General features: G+C 66.7%; 15 protein-coding genes. 7 read left to right on the top strand and 8 right to left on the bottom strand.

Annotated elements, in window-relative coordinates:
* Positions 1 to 88: 88 nt before the first annotated feature.
* The 5 genes from ABKS89_RS06970 (at position 89) to ABKS89_RS06950 (ending at position 5,847) form a co-directional block, all read left to right on the top strand.
* Positions 89 to 868 (top strand): helix-turn-helix transcriptional regulator, encoded by a 780-nt coding sequence (locus ABKS89_RS06970; protein WP_138212499.1) that lies wholly within the window; start codon positions 89 to 91, stop codon positions 866 to 868.
* Between the two features lie 109 nt (positions 869 to 977).
* A complete protein-coding gene (locus ABKS89_RS06965) occupies positions 978 to 2,357 on the top strand; it encodes an L-serine ammonia-lyase (protein ID WP_348587919.1) in 1,380 nt (459 codons plus the stop codon).
* 272 nt (positions 2,358 to 2,629) lie between these two features.
* Complete coding sequence (locus ABKS89_RS06960; RefSeq protein WP_081517682.1) at positions 2,630 to 4,240, top strand: FMN-binding glutamate synthase family protein; 1,611 nt, start codon at positions 2,630 to 2,632, stop codon at positions 4,238 to 4,240.
* Between the two features lie 109 nt (positions 4,241 to 4,349).
* Complete coding sequence (locus tag ABKS89_RS06955) at positions 4,350 to 5,186, top strand: AraC family transcriptional regulator (protein WP_348587920.1); 837 nt, start codon at positions 4,350 to 4,352, stop codon at positions 5,184 to 5,186.
* A gap of 52 nt (positions 5,187 to 5,238) precedes the next feature.
* On the top strand, positions 5,239 to 5,847 hold the full coding sequence (locus ABKS89_RS06950) for a LysE family translocator (RefSeq protein WP_138212494.1): 609 nt from the start codon (positions 5,239 to 5,241) through the stop codon (positions 5,845 to 5,847).
* Positions 5,848 to 5,850: 3 nt separating this feature from the next.
* On the opposite strand, the gene ABKS89_RS06945 is transcribed toward ABKS89_RS06950, so the two are convergent.
* Positions 5,851 to 6,759 (bottom strand): LysR family transcriptional regulator, encoded by a 909-nt coding sequence (locus ABKS89_RS06945; RefSeq protein WP_138212939.1) that lies wholly within the window; start codon positions 6,757 to 6,759, stop codon positions 5,851 to 5,853.
* Between the two features lie 118 nt (positions 6,760 to 6,877).
* Here ABKS89_RS06945 and ABKS89_RS06940 point away from each other — a divergent pair, with 118 nt between their 5' ends.
* A complete protein-coding gene (locus ABKS89_RS06940) occupies positions 6,878 to 8,635 on the top strand; it encodes an amidohydrolase (protein WP_348587921.1) in 1,758 nt (585 codons plus the stop codon).
* Between the two features lie 148 nt (positions 8,636 to 8,783).
* A complete protein-coding gene (locus tag ABKS89_RS06935; protein ID WP_138212492.1) occupies positions 8,784 to 9,527 on the top strand; it encodes a TorF family putative porin in 744 nt (247 codons plus the stop codon).
* A 167-nt stretch (positions 9,528 to 9,694) separates the two neighbouring features.
* Here the strand turns inward: ABKS89_RS06935 and ABKS89_RS06930 are convergent, their stop codons facing one another.
* The 7 genes from ABKS89_RS06930 to ABKS89_RS06900 all read right to left on the bottom strand — a co-directional run bounded on the left by ABKS89_RS06930 (position 9,695) and on the right by ABKS89_RS06900 (position 14,985).
* Entirely contained in the window at positions 9,695 to 10,090 is a 396-nt protein-coding gene (locus tag ABKS89_RS06930; protein WP_138212491.1) for a thiol-disulfide oxidoreductase DCC family protein, read from the bottom strand.
* A gap of 70 nt (positions 10,091 to 10,160) precedes the next feature.
* Entirely contained in the window at positions 10,161 to 10,616 is a 456-nt protein-coding gene (locus ABKS89_RS06925; protein ID WP_138212490.1) for a DUF3237 domain-containing protein, read from the bottom strand.
* A 69-nt stretch (positions 10,617 to 10,685) separates the two neighbouring features.
* Complete coding sequence (locus ABKS89_RS06920; protein ID WP_348587922.1) at positions 10,686 to 11,507, bottom strand: class I SAM-dependent methyltransferase; 822 nt, start codon at positions 11,505 to 11,507, stop codon at positions 10,686 to 10,688.
* 1 nt (position 11,508) lies between these two features.
* Positions 11,509 to 11,880 carry a nuclear transport factor 2 family protein gene (locus ABKS89_RS06915; protein ID WP_348587923.1) on the bottom strand — a complete coding sequence of 124 codons (372 nt, stop codon included), beginning with the start codon at positions 11,878 to 11,880 and terminating at the stop codon, positions 11,509 to 11,511.
* A gap of 90 nt (positions 11,881 to 11,970) precedes the next feature.
* Positions 11,971 to 12,795, bottom strand: a complete 825-nt coding sequence (locus tag ABKS89_RS06910) for an aldo/keto reductase (RefSeq protein ID WP_348587924.1) — start codon at positions 12,793 to 12,795, stop codon at positions 11,971 to 11,973.
* Positions 12,796 to 12,897: 102 nt separating this feature from the next.
* Positions 12,898 to 13,992 carry a D-alanine--D-alanine ligase gene (ddlA, locus tag ABKS89_RS06905; protein WP_348587925.1) on the bottom strand — a complete coding sequence of 365 codons (1,095 nt, stop codon included), beginning with the start codon at positions 13,990 to 13,992 and terminating at the stop codon, positions 12,898 to 12,900.
* A 93-nt stretch (positions 13,993 to 14,085) separates the two neighbouring features.
* A complete protein-coding gene (locus tag ABKS89_RS06900) occupies positions 14,086 to 14,985 on the bottom strand; it encodes an ABC transporter substrate-binding protein (RefSeq protein ID WP_348587926.1) in 900 nt (299 codons plus the stop codon).
* Positions 14,986 to 15,028 lie beyond the last annotated feature (43 nt).

Here is a 15,028-nt window from a genome sequence, read left to right as displayed (position 1 = left end):
CGCGCCGGCTCAAGGCATCCACCGAGTATGCCGGGCGTGCCATCACCGGGTAATTACGCCCGCGTGGTAACCCATCGGGGGTAGAGTCATGAGCCTTTCCCTTCAGGATATCGCCTGGCACCGCTCGGTCGGGCAGCTGATCGAGGCGCTGGACAAGCCGAACTTCTGGACCTCGCTGGTGCGCCTGCTAGGCCAGTATGTACCGTTCGACAGCTGGGTCGTGCTGCTCTTCAGCGACGGCCGTCCCCAGGTATTCGCCGAATGCCCGGGCGAGGATGGCGGCCCCGATCCGCTGTTCCAGGACTACCTCAAGGGTCTCTACCTGCTCGACCCCTTTTACATCGCCAGCCGCGAGGCGCCCGGCAGCGGGCTGTTCCGCCTGGACGATGTGGCGCCGGAGATGTTCGAGCAGACCGACTACTACCAGCGCTACTTCAGCTTGAACGTGGTCGCCGACGAAGTGCAGATCAACGTACAACTCGACGTCGAGCGCACCCTTTGCTGCTCGGTGGGCAGCAAGGGCCGCTTCACCCCGGAGCAGATCGCCCTGCTCGCCCTCGTGCAGCCCTGGGTCGCCGGGCTGATGCGCCAGCGCATGGCCTTCGAGCGCGAAGTACAGGAAGCGCCCCCGCCGCCGCGCTGGCAGAACCGACTGGAGTCCACCGCGCAGCAGATGGAGACGCCGCTCACCGCCCGCGAGCTGGAAGTCGGCCGCCTGATGCTCAGCGGCTGCTCCAGCAAGGAAATCGCTCGCAAGCTGGCGATCTCCGCCGAGACGGTGAAGGTCCACCGCAAGCACATGTATTCCAAGCTGGGGATCAAGTCGCAGTCGGAGCTGTTCTCGCTGTTTCTGCAAGCGCAGGGCTGAGTCCGCCGGACTGCCGGCCGGTTCACAGGCGCCCCTGCAACCAGCCGTCGAGCGGTCGGTGAGCATTCGAAGCCACGCGGGTCCATGCTTGAGGACAGGAGGAAATCCCATGAGCCTCAGCGTCTTCGACATGTTCAAGCCCGGCGTCGGGCCGTCCAGCTCCCACACAGTGGGGCCGATGCGCGCCACCCGCGAGTTCGTCGACCGTCTGCGCGACGACGATCTGCTGCCACGCACCGTCGCCGTGGAAGTGCATCTCTACGGCTCCCTCAGCGCCACCGGCAAGGGCCACGCTACCGACCGCGCCTGCCTGATCGGCCTGCTCGGCATTGATCCGGCCGAAGCCGATCCTGCCGCCCTCGCCCCGCAGGTGGACGACATCCTGCTGCGCCATCGCCTGCGCCTGGGCGGCGTGCAGGAGATCGACTTCGACCCGGCGCGCCAGCTGATCTTCCACGACGACAGCCTGCCCGCCCATCCCAACGGCCTGCACCTGCGGGCGCTGGACGACAGCGGCGAACTGCTGGCCGAACGCATCTGTTATTCGGTTGGCGGCGGCTTCGTGGTGGATGCGCAGGACTTCAACACCGACCGCGCACTGCAGGGCAACCCGATGCCCCACCCTTTCCACAGTGCCGAGGAACTGCTGCGCCTGTGCCACGAGCACGGTTTCAAACGCATCAGCGACCTGATGTGGGCCAACGAACGCGCACTGCGCAGCGATGAGGAAATCCACGCCGGCCTTGCGCACATCTGGGATGAAATGCAGGCCTGCGTGAACCGTGGGCTGGAAACCGAAGGCACGCTGCCCGGCGGCCTCAAGGTGCGGCGCCGTGCGCCCATGCTATTCCGTCGACTCAACGAAGCGGACAGCGGCAACCTCATCGCCACCACCCTCGGCGCGCTGGACTGGGTGGACCTCTGGGCGCTGGCGGTGAACGAGGAGAACGCCGCCGGCGGTCGCGTGGTGACCGCGCCCACCAACGGCGCGGCCGGCATAGTCCCGGCGGTGCTGCACTACTACGCGCGCTACGACAGTGGCGCCAACGCCGAAGGTATCGAGCGCTACCTGCTGACCGCTGCCGCCATCGGCATCCTGTGCAAGCTCAACGCCTCCATCTCCGGCGCCGAAGTCGGTTGCCAGGGTGAAGTCGGCTCGGCCTGCGCCATGGCCGCCGGCGGGCTGGCGGAAGTCCTCGGTGGCAGCCTGGAACAGGTGGAGAACGCCGCCGAGATCGGCCTGGAGCACAACCTCGGCCTGACCTGCGACCCGGTGGCCGGGCTGGTGCAGGTGCCCTGCATCGAACGCAACGCCATGGCCTCGCTCAAGGCCATCAACGCCGCCCAGCTCGCCCTGCGCGGCGACGGCCAGCACCTGGTCAGCCTCGACAAGGCCATCGATACCCTGCGCGACACCGGCCGCGACATGATGGACAAGTACAAGGAGACGGCGAAGGGCGGGCTGGCGGTCAACGTGATTGCCTGTTAATCCGGCTGAATGCGAGCTTGCTCGCGAACCGCCCAGGCACGAAGTTTCTTGCAGCTAACGTCACAAGCTTTCTCAGCCCCGGAGAAAATCGTTAGCTAGCTTTCTTTTTATCCCACTTCGGGCTACCGTCGGTGCCCGCCAGAACTAGAAAGACTTCCAAAAGTCCGCCCCATTGACCTTTGCCCAGGCACGTTCGCGCGATGCCTGCCATGCTCTGTGGCGGCCCTTTTGGCCAACCTGACCGTGATCAAAGCCCGACGACTGGAGATTCCATGAACCTGTCGCTGCTCAGCCGCTATGCCTTTTTCGCCGCGTGCGTCCTGTTCACCGTGCTCAGCCTGCCCTTCCTCGGGCATGACTGGGTGTGGCCCTTCACCCTCACCACCTTCGCCCTGAGCGTGCTCGGGGTCTTCGATCTGCTGCAGGAACGCCACGCGGTACGCCGCAACTACCCGGTCCTGGGCAACATCCGCTACCTGGTGGAAGCCATCCGCCCGGAAATCCGCCAGTACCTGCTCGAAGGCGACCAGGAAGCCCTGCCCTTCTCCCGCGCTCAGCGCGCCCTGGTGTACTCGCGGGCGAAGAACGAGACCGCCGACAAGCCCTTCGGCACCCTGATCGACGTCTACCAGTCGGGCTTCGAGTTCATCGCCCACTCGATCCGCCCGGCCCCGGTGGCCGACCCGTGCACCTTCCGCGTTACAGTCGGCGGCCCGGAGTGCAAGCAGCCCTACTCCATCTCGGTGTTCAACATCTCGGCGATGAGCTTCGGCTCGCTCAGCGCCAACGCCATCCGCGCGTTGAACAAGGGCGCCAAGCTCGGCGGCTTCATCCACGACACCGGCGAAGGCAGCATCAGCCCCTACCACCGCGAGTACGGCGGCGACCTGACCTGGGAACTGGGCAGCGGCTACTTCGGCTGCCGCAACGACGACGGCACCTTCAGCCCCGAGCGCTTCGCCAAGCAGGCGGTCGACCCGCAGGTGAAGATGATCGAGATCAAGCTCAGCCAGGGCGCCAAGCCCGGCCACGGCGGCATCCTGCCCAAGCACAAGGTGACCCCGGAAATCGCCTCCACCCGTGGCGTGCCCATGGGCCAGGACTGCATCTCGCCCTCCTCCCACAGCGCCTTCGACTCGCCCCACGGCCTGCTGAACTTCATCGTCCAACTGCGCGAACTCTCCGGAGGCAAGCCGGTGGGCTTCAAGCTGTGCATCGGTCACCCGTGGGAATTCATGGGTATCGCCAAGGCCATGCACGAGACCGGCATCCTCCCCGACTTCATCGTCGTCGACGGCAAGGAAGGCGGCACGGGCGCGGCGCCCCTGGAGTTCACTGACCACATGGGCCTGCCGATGCGCGAAGGCCTGCTGTTCGTGCACAACACCCTGGTCGGCCTGAACCTGCGCGACAAGATCCGCATCGGCGCCAGCGGCAAGGTCGTCAGCGCCTTCGACATCGCCAGCGTGCTGGCCATGGGCGCCGACTGGGCCAACTCGGCGCGCGGCTTCATGTTCGCCATCGGCTGCATCCAGTCGCAGAGCTGCCATACCAACAAGTGCCCCACCGGCGTCGCCACCCAGGACCCGCTGCGCCAGCGCGCCCTGGTGGTGCCGGACAAGGCCGAGCGCGTCTACCACTTCCACCGCAACACGCTAAAAGGCCTGGCCGAAATGATCGCCGCCGCGGGCATCCAGCACCCGTCGCAGCTGGAAGCCAAGCACCTGGTGCGCCGCGTCTCGGCCACCGAGATCCGCCTGTTCTCGCACCTGCACTACTTCCTCAAACCCGGCGAACTGCTCTCGGGCAACATCGAAGGCGAGTTCTACGAACGCATCTGGCGCATGGCGCGCAGCGACAGCTTCGAGGCTGCCGCCGGCTGATCCTCACCCCGGTCGTGCAGCCATCGGATCGATGGCTGCACGAATCTTCCAGACAGCCACTCCTCGCGCGCTATGCTGGCCGACCGGGCAAGCGGTGCGGAGGCGGCCCATGCACAAAGACAACTGGATCGACCTGCTGCAGGACGCCGACACCGGCATCCAGAGCCTGCGCGCGCATTTCAAGGGCCACGCCTACGACCCGCACTGGCACGACAGCTACCTGATCGGCTACACCGAGTCGGGTGTCCAGCAGTTCCGCAGCCGCAACCAGCGCTACATCAGTACGACCGGCCAGGTGTTTTTCCTTGAGCCCGGCGACATCCACGATGGCGAGGCGCCCACCGAAGGCGGCTTCACCTACCGCACCCTGTACCTCGACGCGCCCTGGCTGGAACGCGAGATTGGCACACTGTTCGAGGAGGCGCCGGGCAACTGCCAGCTGAGCGTACCCGAGCTGCTGATCGACGACCCGCGACTGGCGCGACGCGTCGACAACGCCTTCCAGGCGGTGCATGGCAACGACCTGAAGATCGTCCGCCAGACCGCCATCGACGACCTGCTCGACGGCATGACCCGCCACCTGCATTGGCGCCAGCGCGGTGAAGCGCAGGTTCATCTGCCCATGGTGGCGCAGCGCGCGCGGGACTACCTGCACGCCAACCTCACCGCCGACGTCGGTCTCGACGACCTCGCCCGCGCCAGCGGCTGCGACCGCTTCCGCCTGACCCGCGCGTTCAAGCAGGCCTTCGGCCTGCCACCCCACGCCTACCTGATCCAGCTGCGCCTGGCCCGCGCGCGGCAGCTGCTCGGGCGCGGCCTGGCACCGGCGGACATCGCCGCCGACCTCGGCTTCGCCGACCAGAGCCACCTCGGCCGCTGGTTCCGCCGCGCCTACGGCGTGACCCCCGCCTACTACCGCAAGCGCTGCTCAAAGCTTCCAGACTGAGCCCGCCGCACTGGCGAAGATGAGCTCCCACGGATTTACCGGAGTTCCCACCATGCACTTCTCGCAGCTCGGCCAATGGCTGCCCTTCATCCTCTTCGCCTTCGTCGCCTCGATCACGCCGGGGCCGACCAACCTGCTGGTCTTCAGCAACAGCGCCCGCTTCGGCTGGGGCGCCGCGCTGCCGATCATGTTCGGCGGCTGCGCGGCGGCCGCCGCACTGGTACTCGCCGTAGGCAGCGGCCTGGGTGAAGTGCTGGCCAGCCTGCCACGCGTACAACAGGCGATGAGCGTGGTCGGCGTGCTCTGGCTGAGCTGGCTGGCGTGGCAGATATTCCGCAGCCCGCCGGCGGACCTGGAACGTGACACCGACACCGCACGCCTGGGAGCGCTGGGCGCCGCCGCGCTGCAACTGGTCAACCCCAAGACATGGATGATGGCGCTGGCGGTCATCAGCGTGTATGCCGGCCACGGCGTCGACCGGCTGGACCGCGTGCAACTGCTGTCGCTGCTGTTCTTCCTCGTGTCGATTCCCTGCACGGCGGTCTGGGCCGGCCTGGGTATCGGCAGCCAGCGCCTGCTCTCGCCCGCGCAGATGCAGCGGCTCAACCAACTGATGGCGATCCTGCTGCTGGTATCGGCCTGGGCCGGGGCGTTGCTCTGACTCTTAAAGAATGCCGTCGCGCCGCAGGTAGTCGCGCAGGTGTTCGATGAACGCGTGGATCTTGCGCGTCGCCCGGCGGTTGCTCGGGTACACCGCGAGGATCTGCGCGCCGAAGGTGTCCGGTTCGAAGAAGTAGTCATCCAGCACCGTCACCAATCGTCCGCTGCGCAGATGTTCCAGCACGCTCCAGCGCGGGCAAGGCAGCAGGCCATGGCCGGCGAGGCAGGCGGTCAACAGCACAGCCTGGTTGTCGCTGTTCAGGCGGCCGTTGCGCGGGGTGGAGTAGCGCTCGCCTTCCACATCGAACCACCAGCGATCATCCAGCGCCGGATGGCGATAGACCAGGCAATCGTGGTCGAGTATCTCGCTGGGGTGCCGCGGGGTGCCGCGCCGGGCCAGGTAGGCGGGTGTGGCGCAGAGCGCCAGGCGGCTCTCGGCCAGCGGCTGGGCGATCAGCCCCGGCAGATCGCTGTTGCCCATGCGCAGGGCAAGATCGTAGCGGCCGTCGAGCAGGTCGACATAGCTGTCGGATAGGTCCACCTGCAGGCGCACGTCCGGGTGCAGGTCGAGGAACTCGGCGCAGGCCTGGTCGAGGAATACCGGGCCGACGATCAGCGGCCCGGTGATGCGCAACACGCCGCGCAGGCTGTGCTGCAACTGGGCGATTTCCTCGGTGGTCTCGCGCATCCGCGCCAGCACCTCGCGGGCGCCATCGAGATAGAGCTGGCCGGCTTCGGTCAGCGACATGCTGCGCGTGGTGCGCTCGAACAGGCGCGCGCCGACTTCGATTTCCAGCTGGCCGACCGCCTTGGTCACCGCCGAGGGCGTCTTGCCCAGTTGCTCGGCGGCGCGGCTGAAACTGCCGGTCTCGGCACTGGCGACGAACATTGCCAGGCTGCTGAATCTGTCCATCGTCATTCGTGCCAATCCTTCACAAGTGTTATGCCTGGCGGCGACTTCCGCACGATCCGGTCCGCCAGTAGCCTGCGCCGCAGACCAACAATAATCCACCGAAAAGCAGAGGGAAGTCATGCACGGCATGCTCAAGGGCGCGCTGGCGCTCGCCATCGCACTGGGTACTTTTGAAGCTCAGGCACAGAACGCGGACCTGATCCTGTACAACGCCAAGGTCTTCACCGCCGAGCCCGGCCAACCGTTGCAGCAGGCCGTTGCGGTCGCTGACGGCAAGGTGCTGCAGGTGGGCTCCAACGAGGACATCCGCAAGCTCGCCGGCACCGGCAGCAAGCAGGTCGACCTGGGCGGCAAGGTGCTGATGCCCGGCTTCATCGACAGTCACTCGCACTCCATCTTCGGCGGCCTGGAGCTGATCTCCGCCAGCCTGCTGGATGAAGAGATGGACCTCGACGCCTTCGTCGCCCGCCTGAAGCAGGACCGCGACAGCGGCAAGGCGAAGAATGGCGACGTCGTGGTCATGAACGGCATGAACTCCAGCTACTGGTCCAAGGCCGACGGCCTCGCCGAGCGCCTGAACCATGGCGAATGGGAGAAAGTGCCGGTGATCCTGATCGGCAGCGACCACCACACCGCCTGGGCCAACGCCGCCATGCTCAAGCGCGCCAAGCTGGACGCCAAGCGGGTGCGCGGCCTCAGCTCGCTGGAACAGGGCAACATCGCCCACGGCAAGGACTTCGCCCCCACCGGCTTCCTGGTGGACTCGGGCTTCGACCTGGTCGCTGCGACCATGCCCGCCGCCAGCACCGAGACCATGGACCGCGCCGGCCGCGCCGCAGTCAAGTACAACAACAGCCTCGGCATCACCGCCTGGATGGACCCTGCCGCCAACGGCGCACCGGGCGAGGCAGTGTTCAACATCAAGCCCACCGAGAAGAGCGTCGGCGTACTGCCGGTGTACCGCGATCTGGCTCGCGACGGCGAACTCACCGCCCACGTCGCCGCACTGCAGGTGGTCAACCCCAGGAGCACGCCGGCCGATCTTGAGGTCATCGAGAAGGTCCGCCAGCAGTTCCAGGGCATCCCCAACCTGACGCTGCCGGGCATCAAGGTCTTCGCCGACGGCGTGATCGAGTTCCCGGCACAGTCCGCCGCGCTGCTGGAGAACTACAAGAACAGCCACAAGCCGGGCGAGCTGCTGATCGATCCGAAGCACTTCGGCGAGCTGGTCAGCGCCGCCGATGCCCGTGGCTGGCTGGTGCACGTGCACGCCATCGGCGACCGCGCGGTGCGCGAATCGCTCAACGGCGTTGCCCAGGCGCGCAAGGACCGGCAGAGCGGTATCGCCCACTCGATCACTCACCTGCAGCTGGTCAACCCCAAGGACTTCCCGCGCTTCAAGCAGTTGAACGTGATCGCCTCGATGCAGCTGGACTGGGCCACCGCCGAGGTCTACACGGTGGAACTGGTGAAGCCCTACATCGCCGACGAAGCCTACCGCTACATGTACCCGGCCAAGTCGCTGCTGGACAACGGCGCCACCATCGCCGGCGCCAGCGACTGGCCGGTGTCCACGCCTGATCCGCTGAAGGCCATCTACCAGGCCGTCACCCGCCAGGGTGAGGAAGGCGTGCTCAACGCCGCCGAGCGCGTGGACCGGCAGACCATGTTCTACGCCTACACCCGCAACGCCGCGCAGACCATCGGCCTGGGCGACAAGATCGGCAGCCTGGCCCCCGGCAAGCAGGCCGACATGGTGGTGCTCGACCGCGACGTATTCACCGTGCCCGACCAGCAACTGGACGAGGCCCGCGTGCTCCACACCCTGTTCGAAGGCCGCGAAATCTACCGCGCCGAAGACCAACCGGCTCTCTGAGCCGGGCTCCTGCGCCGGGGCGTGAACACCCCCGGCGCCCTGCCCGCCAGCCCAACCCTTGCCGAAGCTTCCCGAGTTGACCGGGAGGGTCGGCGCTGCGCGGGATTTTTCATCTGCCCACAGACAATCACAACAAAGGGAACCCCGTATGAATCGCCCGCAATGGCTTGTCGGCGCGCTGCTCGCCTGCGCCCCGCTCACCTCCGCCCTGGCCGTGGAGCTCGGTGAGGGCTTTGCCCTGCAGATCGACACCGCCCTGGTCAGCGACTACCGCACCCGCGGCATCTCGCAGACGCAGAACGACCCCGCCGCCCAGCTCGGCCTGACCCTGCAGCACGCCTCCGGCGCCTACCTGGGCGTATGGACCTCCAACGTCGACTTCGGCGGCGGCCTGAAGACCCGCCAGGAAACCGACTACTACGCCGGATGGTACTGGCAGGCCAATGACGACATCGCCCTGGACCTGGGCTACATCAAGTACGCCTACCCGAAGGAAGCTCAGTTCAACCAGAGCGACACCTATGCCATCCTCCACGCCTACGGCTTCGAAGTGGCGGCCTACTACGGCAACGACTACCCGACCTATTTCGGCGAGAACCAGGCCAACCTCTACACCTACCTGGCCTATAACGCCGAGCTGCCGGCGGAGTTCAAGCTGCGCGTGCGCTACGGCCGCAACGACGCCAAGGACCCGCTCTACCTCTCCGGCAGCGGCGACACCCGCGATACCTACCATGAGTGGGAAGCCAAGCTGAGCCACGAGCTGCTGGGCTTCGACTGGGCGGTGAGCTACATCGACACCGACCTGTCGCAGAACGAGTGCCGCACGCAGTTCGGCTTCGGCGATGTGTGCACGGCGACCGTGGTGGCCAGCGTTAGCAGGAGTTTCTGACGTGGATGGGCGGGGCGCTGATCGGACGCAGCGCAACGCCCGACTGTAGGAGCGCGCCATGCGCGCGATCGCGGGCATGGCCCGCTCCTACAGGGAAATGACGTGCCTATCCGCTTCGCGAGCAAGGACCAGGCGTCCCCCTCGGCCCAACGAAATGCGCGCCGGCGCTAAGGCGAAACGGTAGGAGCGAGCTTGCTCGCGAACAGACGGTAACGGCGGTAGACAACACGGTCCAGGCAACTGTCACGCAGGGACTCCGGCAGCACCCGGAGGACGCACAGCCAGCGCCAGGGAGAGGTCAGTTGCCCCAGTGCCTGCAGCAGTGCATCGCTGCGCTCATAACCCTGCCGATCATCGATGTACAACAGGCTGCGCACGCAATCACCGGGCAACCCGAACCAGTCGAGAATCGCCCGCCCCTCTGCTGACTGCACACTGTGCAGCTTCACCCGACGGCCGTGATCCTGATGGCGGAGGAATCGACTCCAGTCGCGCCCCAGCGGACAATCGGCATCGAAGAGAGCAATCTTGTCGCACGGATGCATATCAGGGGGAAGCGGCATCGTCCTTCTCCGAATACCTGGTAGTCCCCACTATGCTCAGCGGTTGTGACACCTGCGGGAAATATCCATTTCAGCTGTTCGACAGGGAAAATATCCGATACTCAACCCAGCCCGGCCCCAACCGCCCCTCGCCCACCGCCAGCTGGTGGTTGAGCCAGCGGTAGCGGTCGTCGCCGACCTCGAAGCGCGGCTGGATCATGAAGTAGGTATCGCCGAACTCGGTACTGTCGCCTCGCGAAACCGCGTGGATGATCTTCGGGTTGGCCACGAGAAGACCAATGTGCTGCATCAGGATGCGCGCGCCATCGTCGGTACGCAGCACCAGGCGCACTTCCAGGTGCCAGCCGCCATCACTGTCCACCAGAATCCAGTCGCCGCCGCCGGGTAATACCTCGCCGCTCAGGCGCTGTCCCTTGAAGGTACCACCGCCGGCCGCCGAGATCAGCCGCTGCCCTTGCGGCACGCGGCCGATCTCCAACGGCACACTGGCCTTCACGTTCATTTCCATCAACGGCTCGAGCTTCATCGCCAGCTCCTGAACAAGGTCGTCGTAGACGCATCAGTAAAGCAGCCGGGGCACGGGGCGGCCATCTGCTCAGGACGTTGGGCCGAAGCGATAGCGCAGCAGCCGGCCCATGCGGCGCATCGCCGGGATGGCCAGGGTGATTTCGTAGAGCAGGCGCATGCCCAGGGACAGCCGGGCGATCTGCGCGCGGTCGTAGGCGGCGATGGCATCGACGAAACGCAGGGCCGGCACCTGTTGTTCCAGCTCCTGCGGATCGTCGATGCCCCAGTGCAGCACGGCGCCGGTGCGGCGGATCATCGGGTTCCACTGCAACAGGCGGATGCCCAGGCGACTGTAACCGTCGAATACCAGCTCGCCCTCGCCAAAACGCGCGGTCAGCGCAGTCAACAGGCGGAATACCTCGTCAGTCTCCACATAGGGCAACACACCCTCGGCAATCACCAGCACCGGCCGCCCGGTCGGCACCGCGCGCCACCAGTCCGGCGCGGTCAGGGAGCTGGCCAGCAAGTGGCAGTTTTCCCGCGCGGGATACAGGCGCTCGCGCAGCGCGATCACTTCCGGGAAGTCCACCTCGAACCACTGCACGCTGGACGGCGGGTCGATGCGAAAGACCCGGCTGTCCAGCCCGCAACCCAGCTGCAGGACCACGCAGGACGGACACCGCGCGAGGAAGTCGCACACCCAGTCATCGAACAGACGGGCCCGCAGGGCGATGCCCACCTGCTCGGCGCGGCCGATGTGCAGGCGGGCGAAGTCGTAGTCGATGTGCTCCACCGCCTGCCGCGAGAAATGGTCGCGCAGCAGGCTGTCGGGCAGCTCGCTCTCCTTCGCCTTGGCGTACAGGGTGATCAGCAGGGTTTCCGGCGTGCCGCGCAGGGTGATGCGTTCCACGTCATTCGTGCAGGTAATAGAGCTTGTTGACGATCTGCCAGCCGTTGCCGATGCGCAGCAGGGCCAGGTAGTCGGTGAAGTGCATGCCGAGGAACTCGTCGGTGACCTTGGCCACCGCGCTGTCGCCGGTGATGTCCAGCGACTTCAGCTCCCACGCCGGCGGCGCGCCTTCGGAGGGCGGCGACTCGGCCTTGATCGCACCGATGAACTCATCCAGCGACGCCCACTCCAGCGCGCCATGGTAGTTGCCGATGATCCTGCAGGACGGATGAAACGCCAGGCGCAGGCGCGACTCGTCACCGAAGGTCATGCCCTCGACGTAGTCCGTCAGTACACGGTTGATGGCGGCGCTGTCCGCCGTGTAGTTGCTCATCGCTGCAGCCCTCCCCGGTCGGTGACCATGGGGCAAGGCTAGCACCGCACCCCGGCCGCGCCCTGGCGAGCGACGACCGGGGCTCCGGCGTCAGACCACCGCCAGGTGCCGCTTGCGGGTCGGAGGCGGGAAGGCGGCATCGAGGGCTTCGAGGTCCTCGGGCGTCAGGCGCAGTTGCAGCGCGGCGGCGTTGTCACGCACGTGCAGCGGCTCCACCGCCTTGGGAATGGCGATCACGCCCGGCTGGTGGATCAGCCAGGCCAGCGCCACACGGGCCGGGGTGGCATCGTGGCGGCCGGCGATTTCTCCCAGCACCCGGTGGCGCAGCAGCTTGCCGCCCTGCCCCACCGGGCAGTAGGCCATCAGCGGCATGCGCTGTTCCTGGCACCAGGGCAGCAGGTCCCACTCGATGCCGCGCTCCTCCAGGCTGTATTGCACCTGGTTGGTGGCGCACGCCGGTTCGTTCAGTTCCTGCAGGTCGTCGAGGTCGAAGTTGGACACGCCCCAGCGCTTGATCTTGCCGGCCTCACGCAGGCGCTCGAAGGCCTCGACGGTTTCCTCCAGCGGGTACTGGCCGCGCCAGTGCAGCAGGTAGAGGTCCAGGCAATCGGTGCCCAGGCGCCGCAGGCTGCGCTCACAGGCCTCGGGGATACCGCGCCGGCTGGCGTTGTGCGGGTAGACCTTGCTGACCAGGAAGACCTGGTCGCGCAGGCCGCTCAGCGCCTCGCCGACCACCTCTTCCGAGCCACCCTCGGCGTACATCTCGGCGGTGTCGATCAGGGTCAGACCGCGCTCGATGCCTTCGCGCAGCGCGGCGATCTCGCGCTTGCGCTGGAAACTGTCCTCGCCCATGCGCCAGGTGCCCTGGCCGATGGCGGGAACGGCGGTGCCGTCGGCGAATACCACGGTGTTCATCTCGTGCTCCTTGTTGCGCTGGTAATGGGGACACGGGGCCAGCCGCCCGAGCTCGGGCGGCGGGGTGTCAGGGTAGCGCAGAAGCAGGAAACGAGGGGCGTATCAGCGGTTGGTCTGCAGATTGCGGCGCGCGGCGTGGCGTTCTATGGCCAGGTCGATCAGCCGGCTGACCAGCTCGCTGTAGGTCATCCCGGCGGCCTGCCAGAGCTTGGGATACATGCTGATGCGGGTGAAGCCGGGCAGCGAGTTCAGCTCGTTGATCAGCACCTCGCCAGTCTCGGTAAGGAACACGTCGACCCGCGCCAGACCGGAGCATTCCAGCGCCAGGAAGGCGTCCACGGCGAGCTGGCGGATGCGCTCGCTGGCCTCGGCGGGAATGTCCGCCGGCACCACGACCTTGGCGGCATCCTCGTCGATGTACTTGCTGTCGTAGGAGTAGAAGCCGCTGCCCACGACGATCTCGCCACAGCCGCTGGCGATGGGCTGCTCATTGCCCAGTACCGCGCACTCGATCTCGCGGCCCTTCACGGCGGACTCCACCAGCACCTTGTCGTCGAAGGCCAGCGCCAGGCGCACGGCTTCGTCGTAGGCAGCCTCGTCCTCGACCTTGCTCACGCCCACCGAGGAGCCCATGTTCGCCGGCTTGATGAACAGCGGCAGGCCGAGCTTGCGCTGCGCCTCGGCGAAAGGCGTGCGCGCGGCATTGGCGCGGGTCAGGGTGACGAAGGGCGTGATGGCAATGCCGGCGTCGCGCAGCAGGCGCTTGCTCACGTCCTTGTCCATGCAGATGGCCGAACCCAGCACGTCGGAACCGACAAAGGGAATGTCGGCCATGCGCAGCAGGCCCTGCAGGCAACCGTCCTCGCCCTGGGTGCCGTGGACGATGGGGAAGATCACGTCGACGTGTTCGAGCAACTGGCGGCTGCCGGTTTCCACCAGTTGCTGCTCAGCCTTGCCCGGCACCACGGCCAGCTCGCGGTTGGAACGGTTGAGGGCGATGAGCGCCGGGTTCTCCTGGTTGAGCAGGTAGTCGGAGGCATCGTTGAGGTGCCAGCAGCCCTCCTTGTCGATACCCACCAGCACCGGTTCGAAGCGCTCGCGGTCCAATGCGTCGACGATGTTCTTCGCCGATTGCAGGGACACCTCGTGCTCCGCCGAGCGCCCACCGAAAATCACTCCAACGCGCAACTTGCCCATGACAGCCTCCGAATGAACGATGGGCGTTTTCTAACACGGGCTCCGGCACTTGGGTAGGAACAGTGGCCAGTGAACAGACGGGACGCCCCTCCCTCAGAACCGCTCCAGCGCCTGCGCCAGTTCGCGCGCAGCCTGGCCACTTTGCACGCCGGGGAACAGGTGGGTGAACGGCAAGGCCACGAAGCGCCCTTCGCGCACGGCGCGCAGGCGCGAGAGCACCGGGTCGGCACGCAGGGTTCGGATCTTCTGCTCGGCCGTGGACCACAGCGCATCGGCCAGCAGGATCACCTCCGGGTCGCGCACCAGCAGTTGTTCGCTGTTGGCGGTGAAGCCACCCAGATCGACATCCTCGAACAGGTTGTGCGCTCCGGCGGCGTGCAGCAACTGGGTGACCACGCCACGCCCGCCCTGGCTCTCCAGGCCGTTGCTGGCGCTGTCGAGGTAGAAGATTTCCAGCAGTTGGCGGCCGGTCGAAAGCCGGCGTGCTTCGGCCAGCTCGGCGCGTTGCTGGGCGATCAGCTCGCGCACTCGCTCCTGTTCGCCGAGCAGGTCGCCCAGCGTCGTCAGGTCCGTCTCGACACCGCTGAACAGGTCGTCCTGCCACGCGCCACAACCGGCATCCAGCAGATAGCTGGCGACGCCATGGCCGGCCAGCTCCTCGCGGGACAGGTTGCCCAGCCGGAAGGCCGAGGCGAAGCCGGCCACCACCAGATCCGGGCGCTGCGCATAGACCGCTTCCGCCGACGGGTACTGGCGCGACAGCAGCGGCACGCCGCGATAGCTTCCTTTCGCCAGGTCGAGATCGTCATCAATGTAGGCCACGCCGATCAGCCGCTCCCCGGCGCCCAGCGCCAGCAGCAGGTCGGCAGCGTGCTGGTTGAGGGCGAGGATGCGTTGAGGCGGGTGGTCGATGTGCCAGGTCTGGGCGCAGTTGCGGTAGTCCTGTGCGAAGGCATTTCTCGCCCCCAGAATCAACGCGAGTAACAGCAACACCTGTAGGAGCGCGCCATGCGCGCGATCGCGGGCATGGCCCGCT

Origin of the sequence: Pseudomonas sp. LABIM340 (assembly GCF_040017195.2) — a bacterium.
Classification (GTDB): domain Bacteria; phylum Pseudomonadota; class Gammaproteobacteria; order Pseudomonadales; family Pseudomonadaceae; genus Pseudomonas.
Note: the sequence above shows the minus strand (reverse complement) of the source record. Positions and strands in the feature narration are given on the sequence as shown.

Coding starts and splice junctions, on each gene's coding strand:
- ABKS89_RS06970 (WP_138212499.1), top strand. CDS start 89: ATGAGCCTTTCCCTTCAGGATATCGCCTGGCACCGCTCGGTCGGGCAG.
- ABKS89_RS06965 (WP_348587919.1), top strand. CDS start 978: ATGAGCCTCAGCGTCTTCGACATGTTCAAGCCCGGCGTCGGGCCGTCC.
- ABKS89_RS06960 (WP_081517682.1), top strand. CDS start 2,630: ATGAACCTGTCGCTGCTCAGCCGCTATGCCTTTTTCGCCGCGTGCGTC.
- ABKS89_RS06955 (WP_348587920.1), top strand. CDS start 4,350: ATGCACAAAGACAACTGGATCGACCTGCTGCAGGACGCCGACACCGGC.
- ABKS89_RS06950 (WP_138212494.1), top strand. CDS start 5,239: ATGCACTTCTCGCAGCTCGGCCAATGGCTGCCCTTCATCCTCTTCGCC.
- ABKS89_RS06945 (WP_138212939.1), bottom strand. CDS start 6,759: ATGGACAGATTCAGCAGCCTGGCAATGTTCGTCGCCAGTGCCGAGACC.
- ABKS89_RS06940 (WP_348587921.1), top strand. CDS start 6,878: ATGCACGGCATGCTCAAGGGCGCGCTGGCGCTCGCCATCGCACTGGGT.
- ABKS89_RS06935 (WP_138212492.1), top strand. CDS start 8,784: ATGAATCGCCCGCAATGGCTTGTCGGCGCGCTGCTCGCCTGCGCCCCG.
- ABKS89_RS06930 (WP_138212491.1), bottom strand. CDS start 10,090: ATGCCGCTTCCCCCTGATATGCATCCGTGCGACAAGATTGCTCTCTTC.
- ABKS89_RS06925 (WP_138212490.1), bottom strand. CDS start 10,616: ATGAAGCTCGAGCCGTTGATGGAAATGAACGTGAAGGCCAGTGTGCCG.
- ABKS89_RS06915 (WP_348587923.1), bottom strand. CDS start 11,880: ATGAGCAACTACACGGCGGACAGCGCCGCCATCAACCGTGTACTGACG.
- ABKS89_RS06910 (WP_348587924.1), bottom strand. CDS start 12,795: ATGAACACCGTGGTATTCGCCGACGGCACCGCCGTTCCCGCCATCGGC.
- ddlA (WP_348587925.1), bottom strand. CDS start 13,992: ATGGGCAAGTTGCGCGTTGGAGTGATTTTCGGTGGGCGCTCGGCGGAG.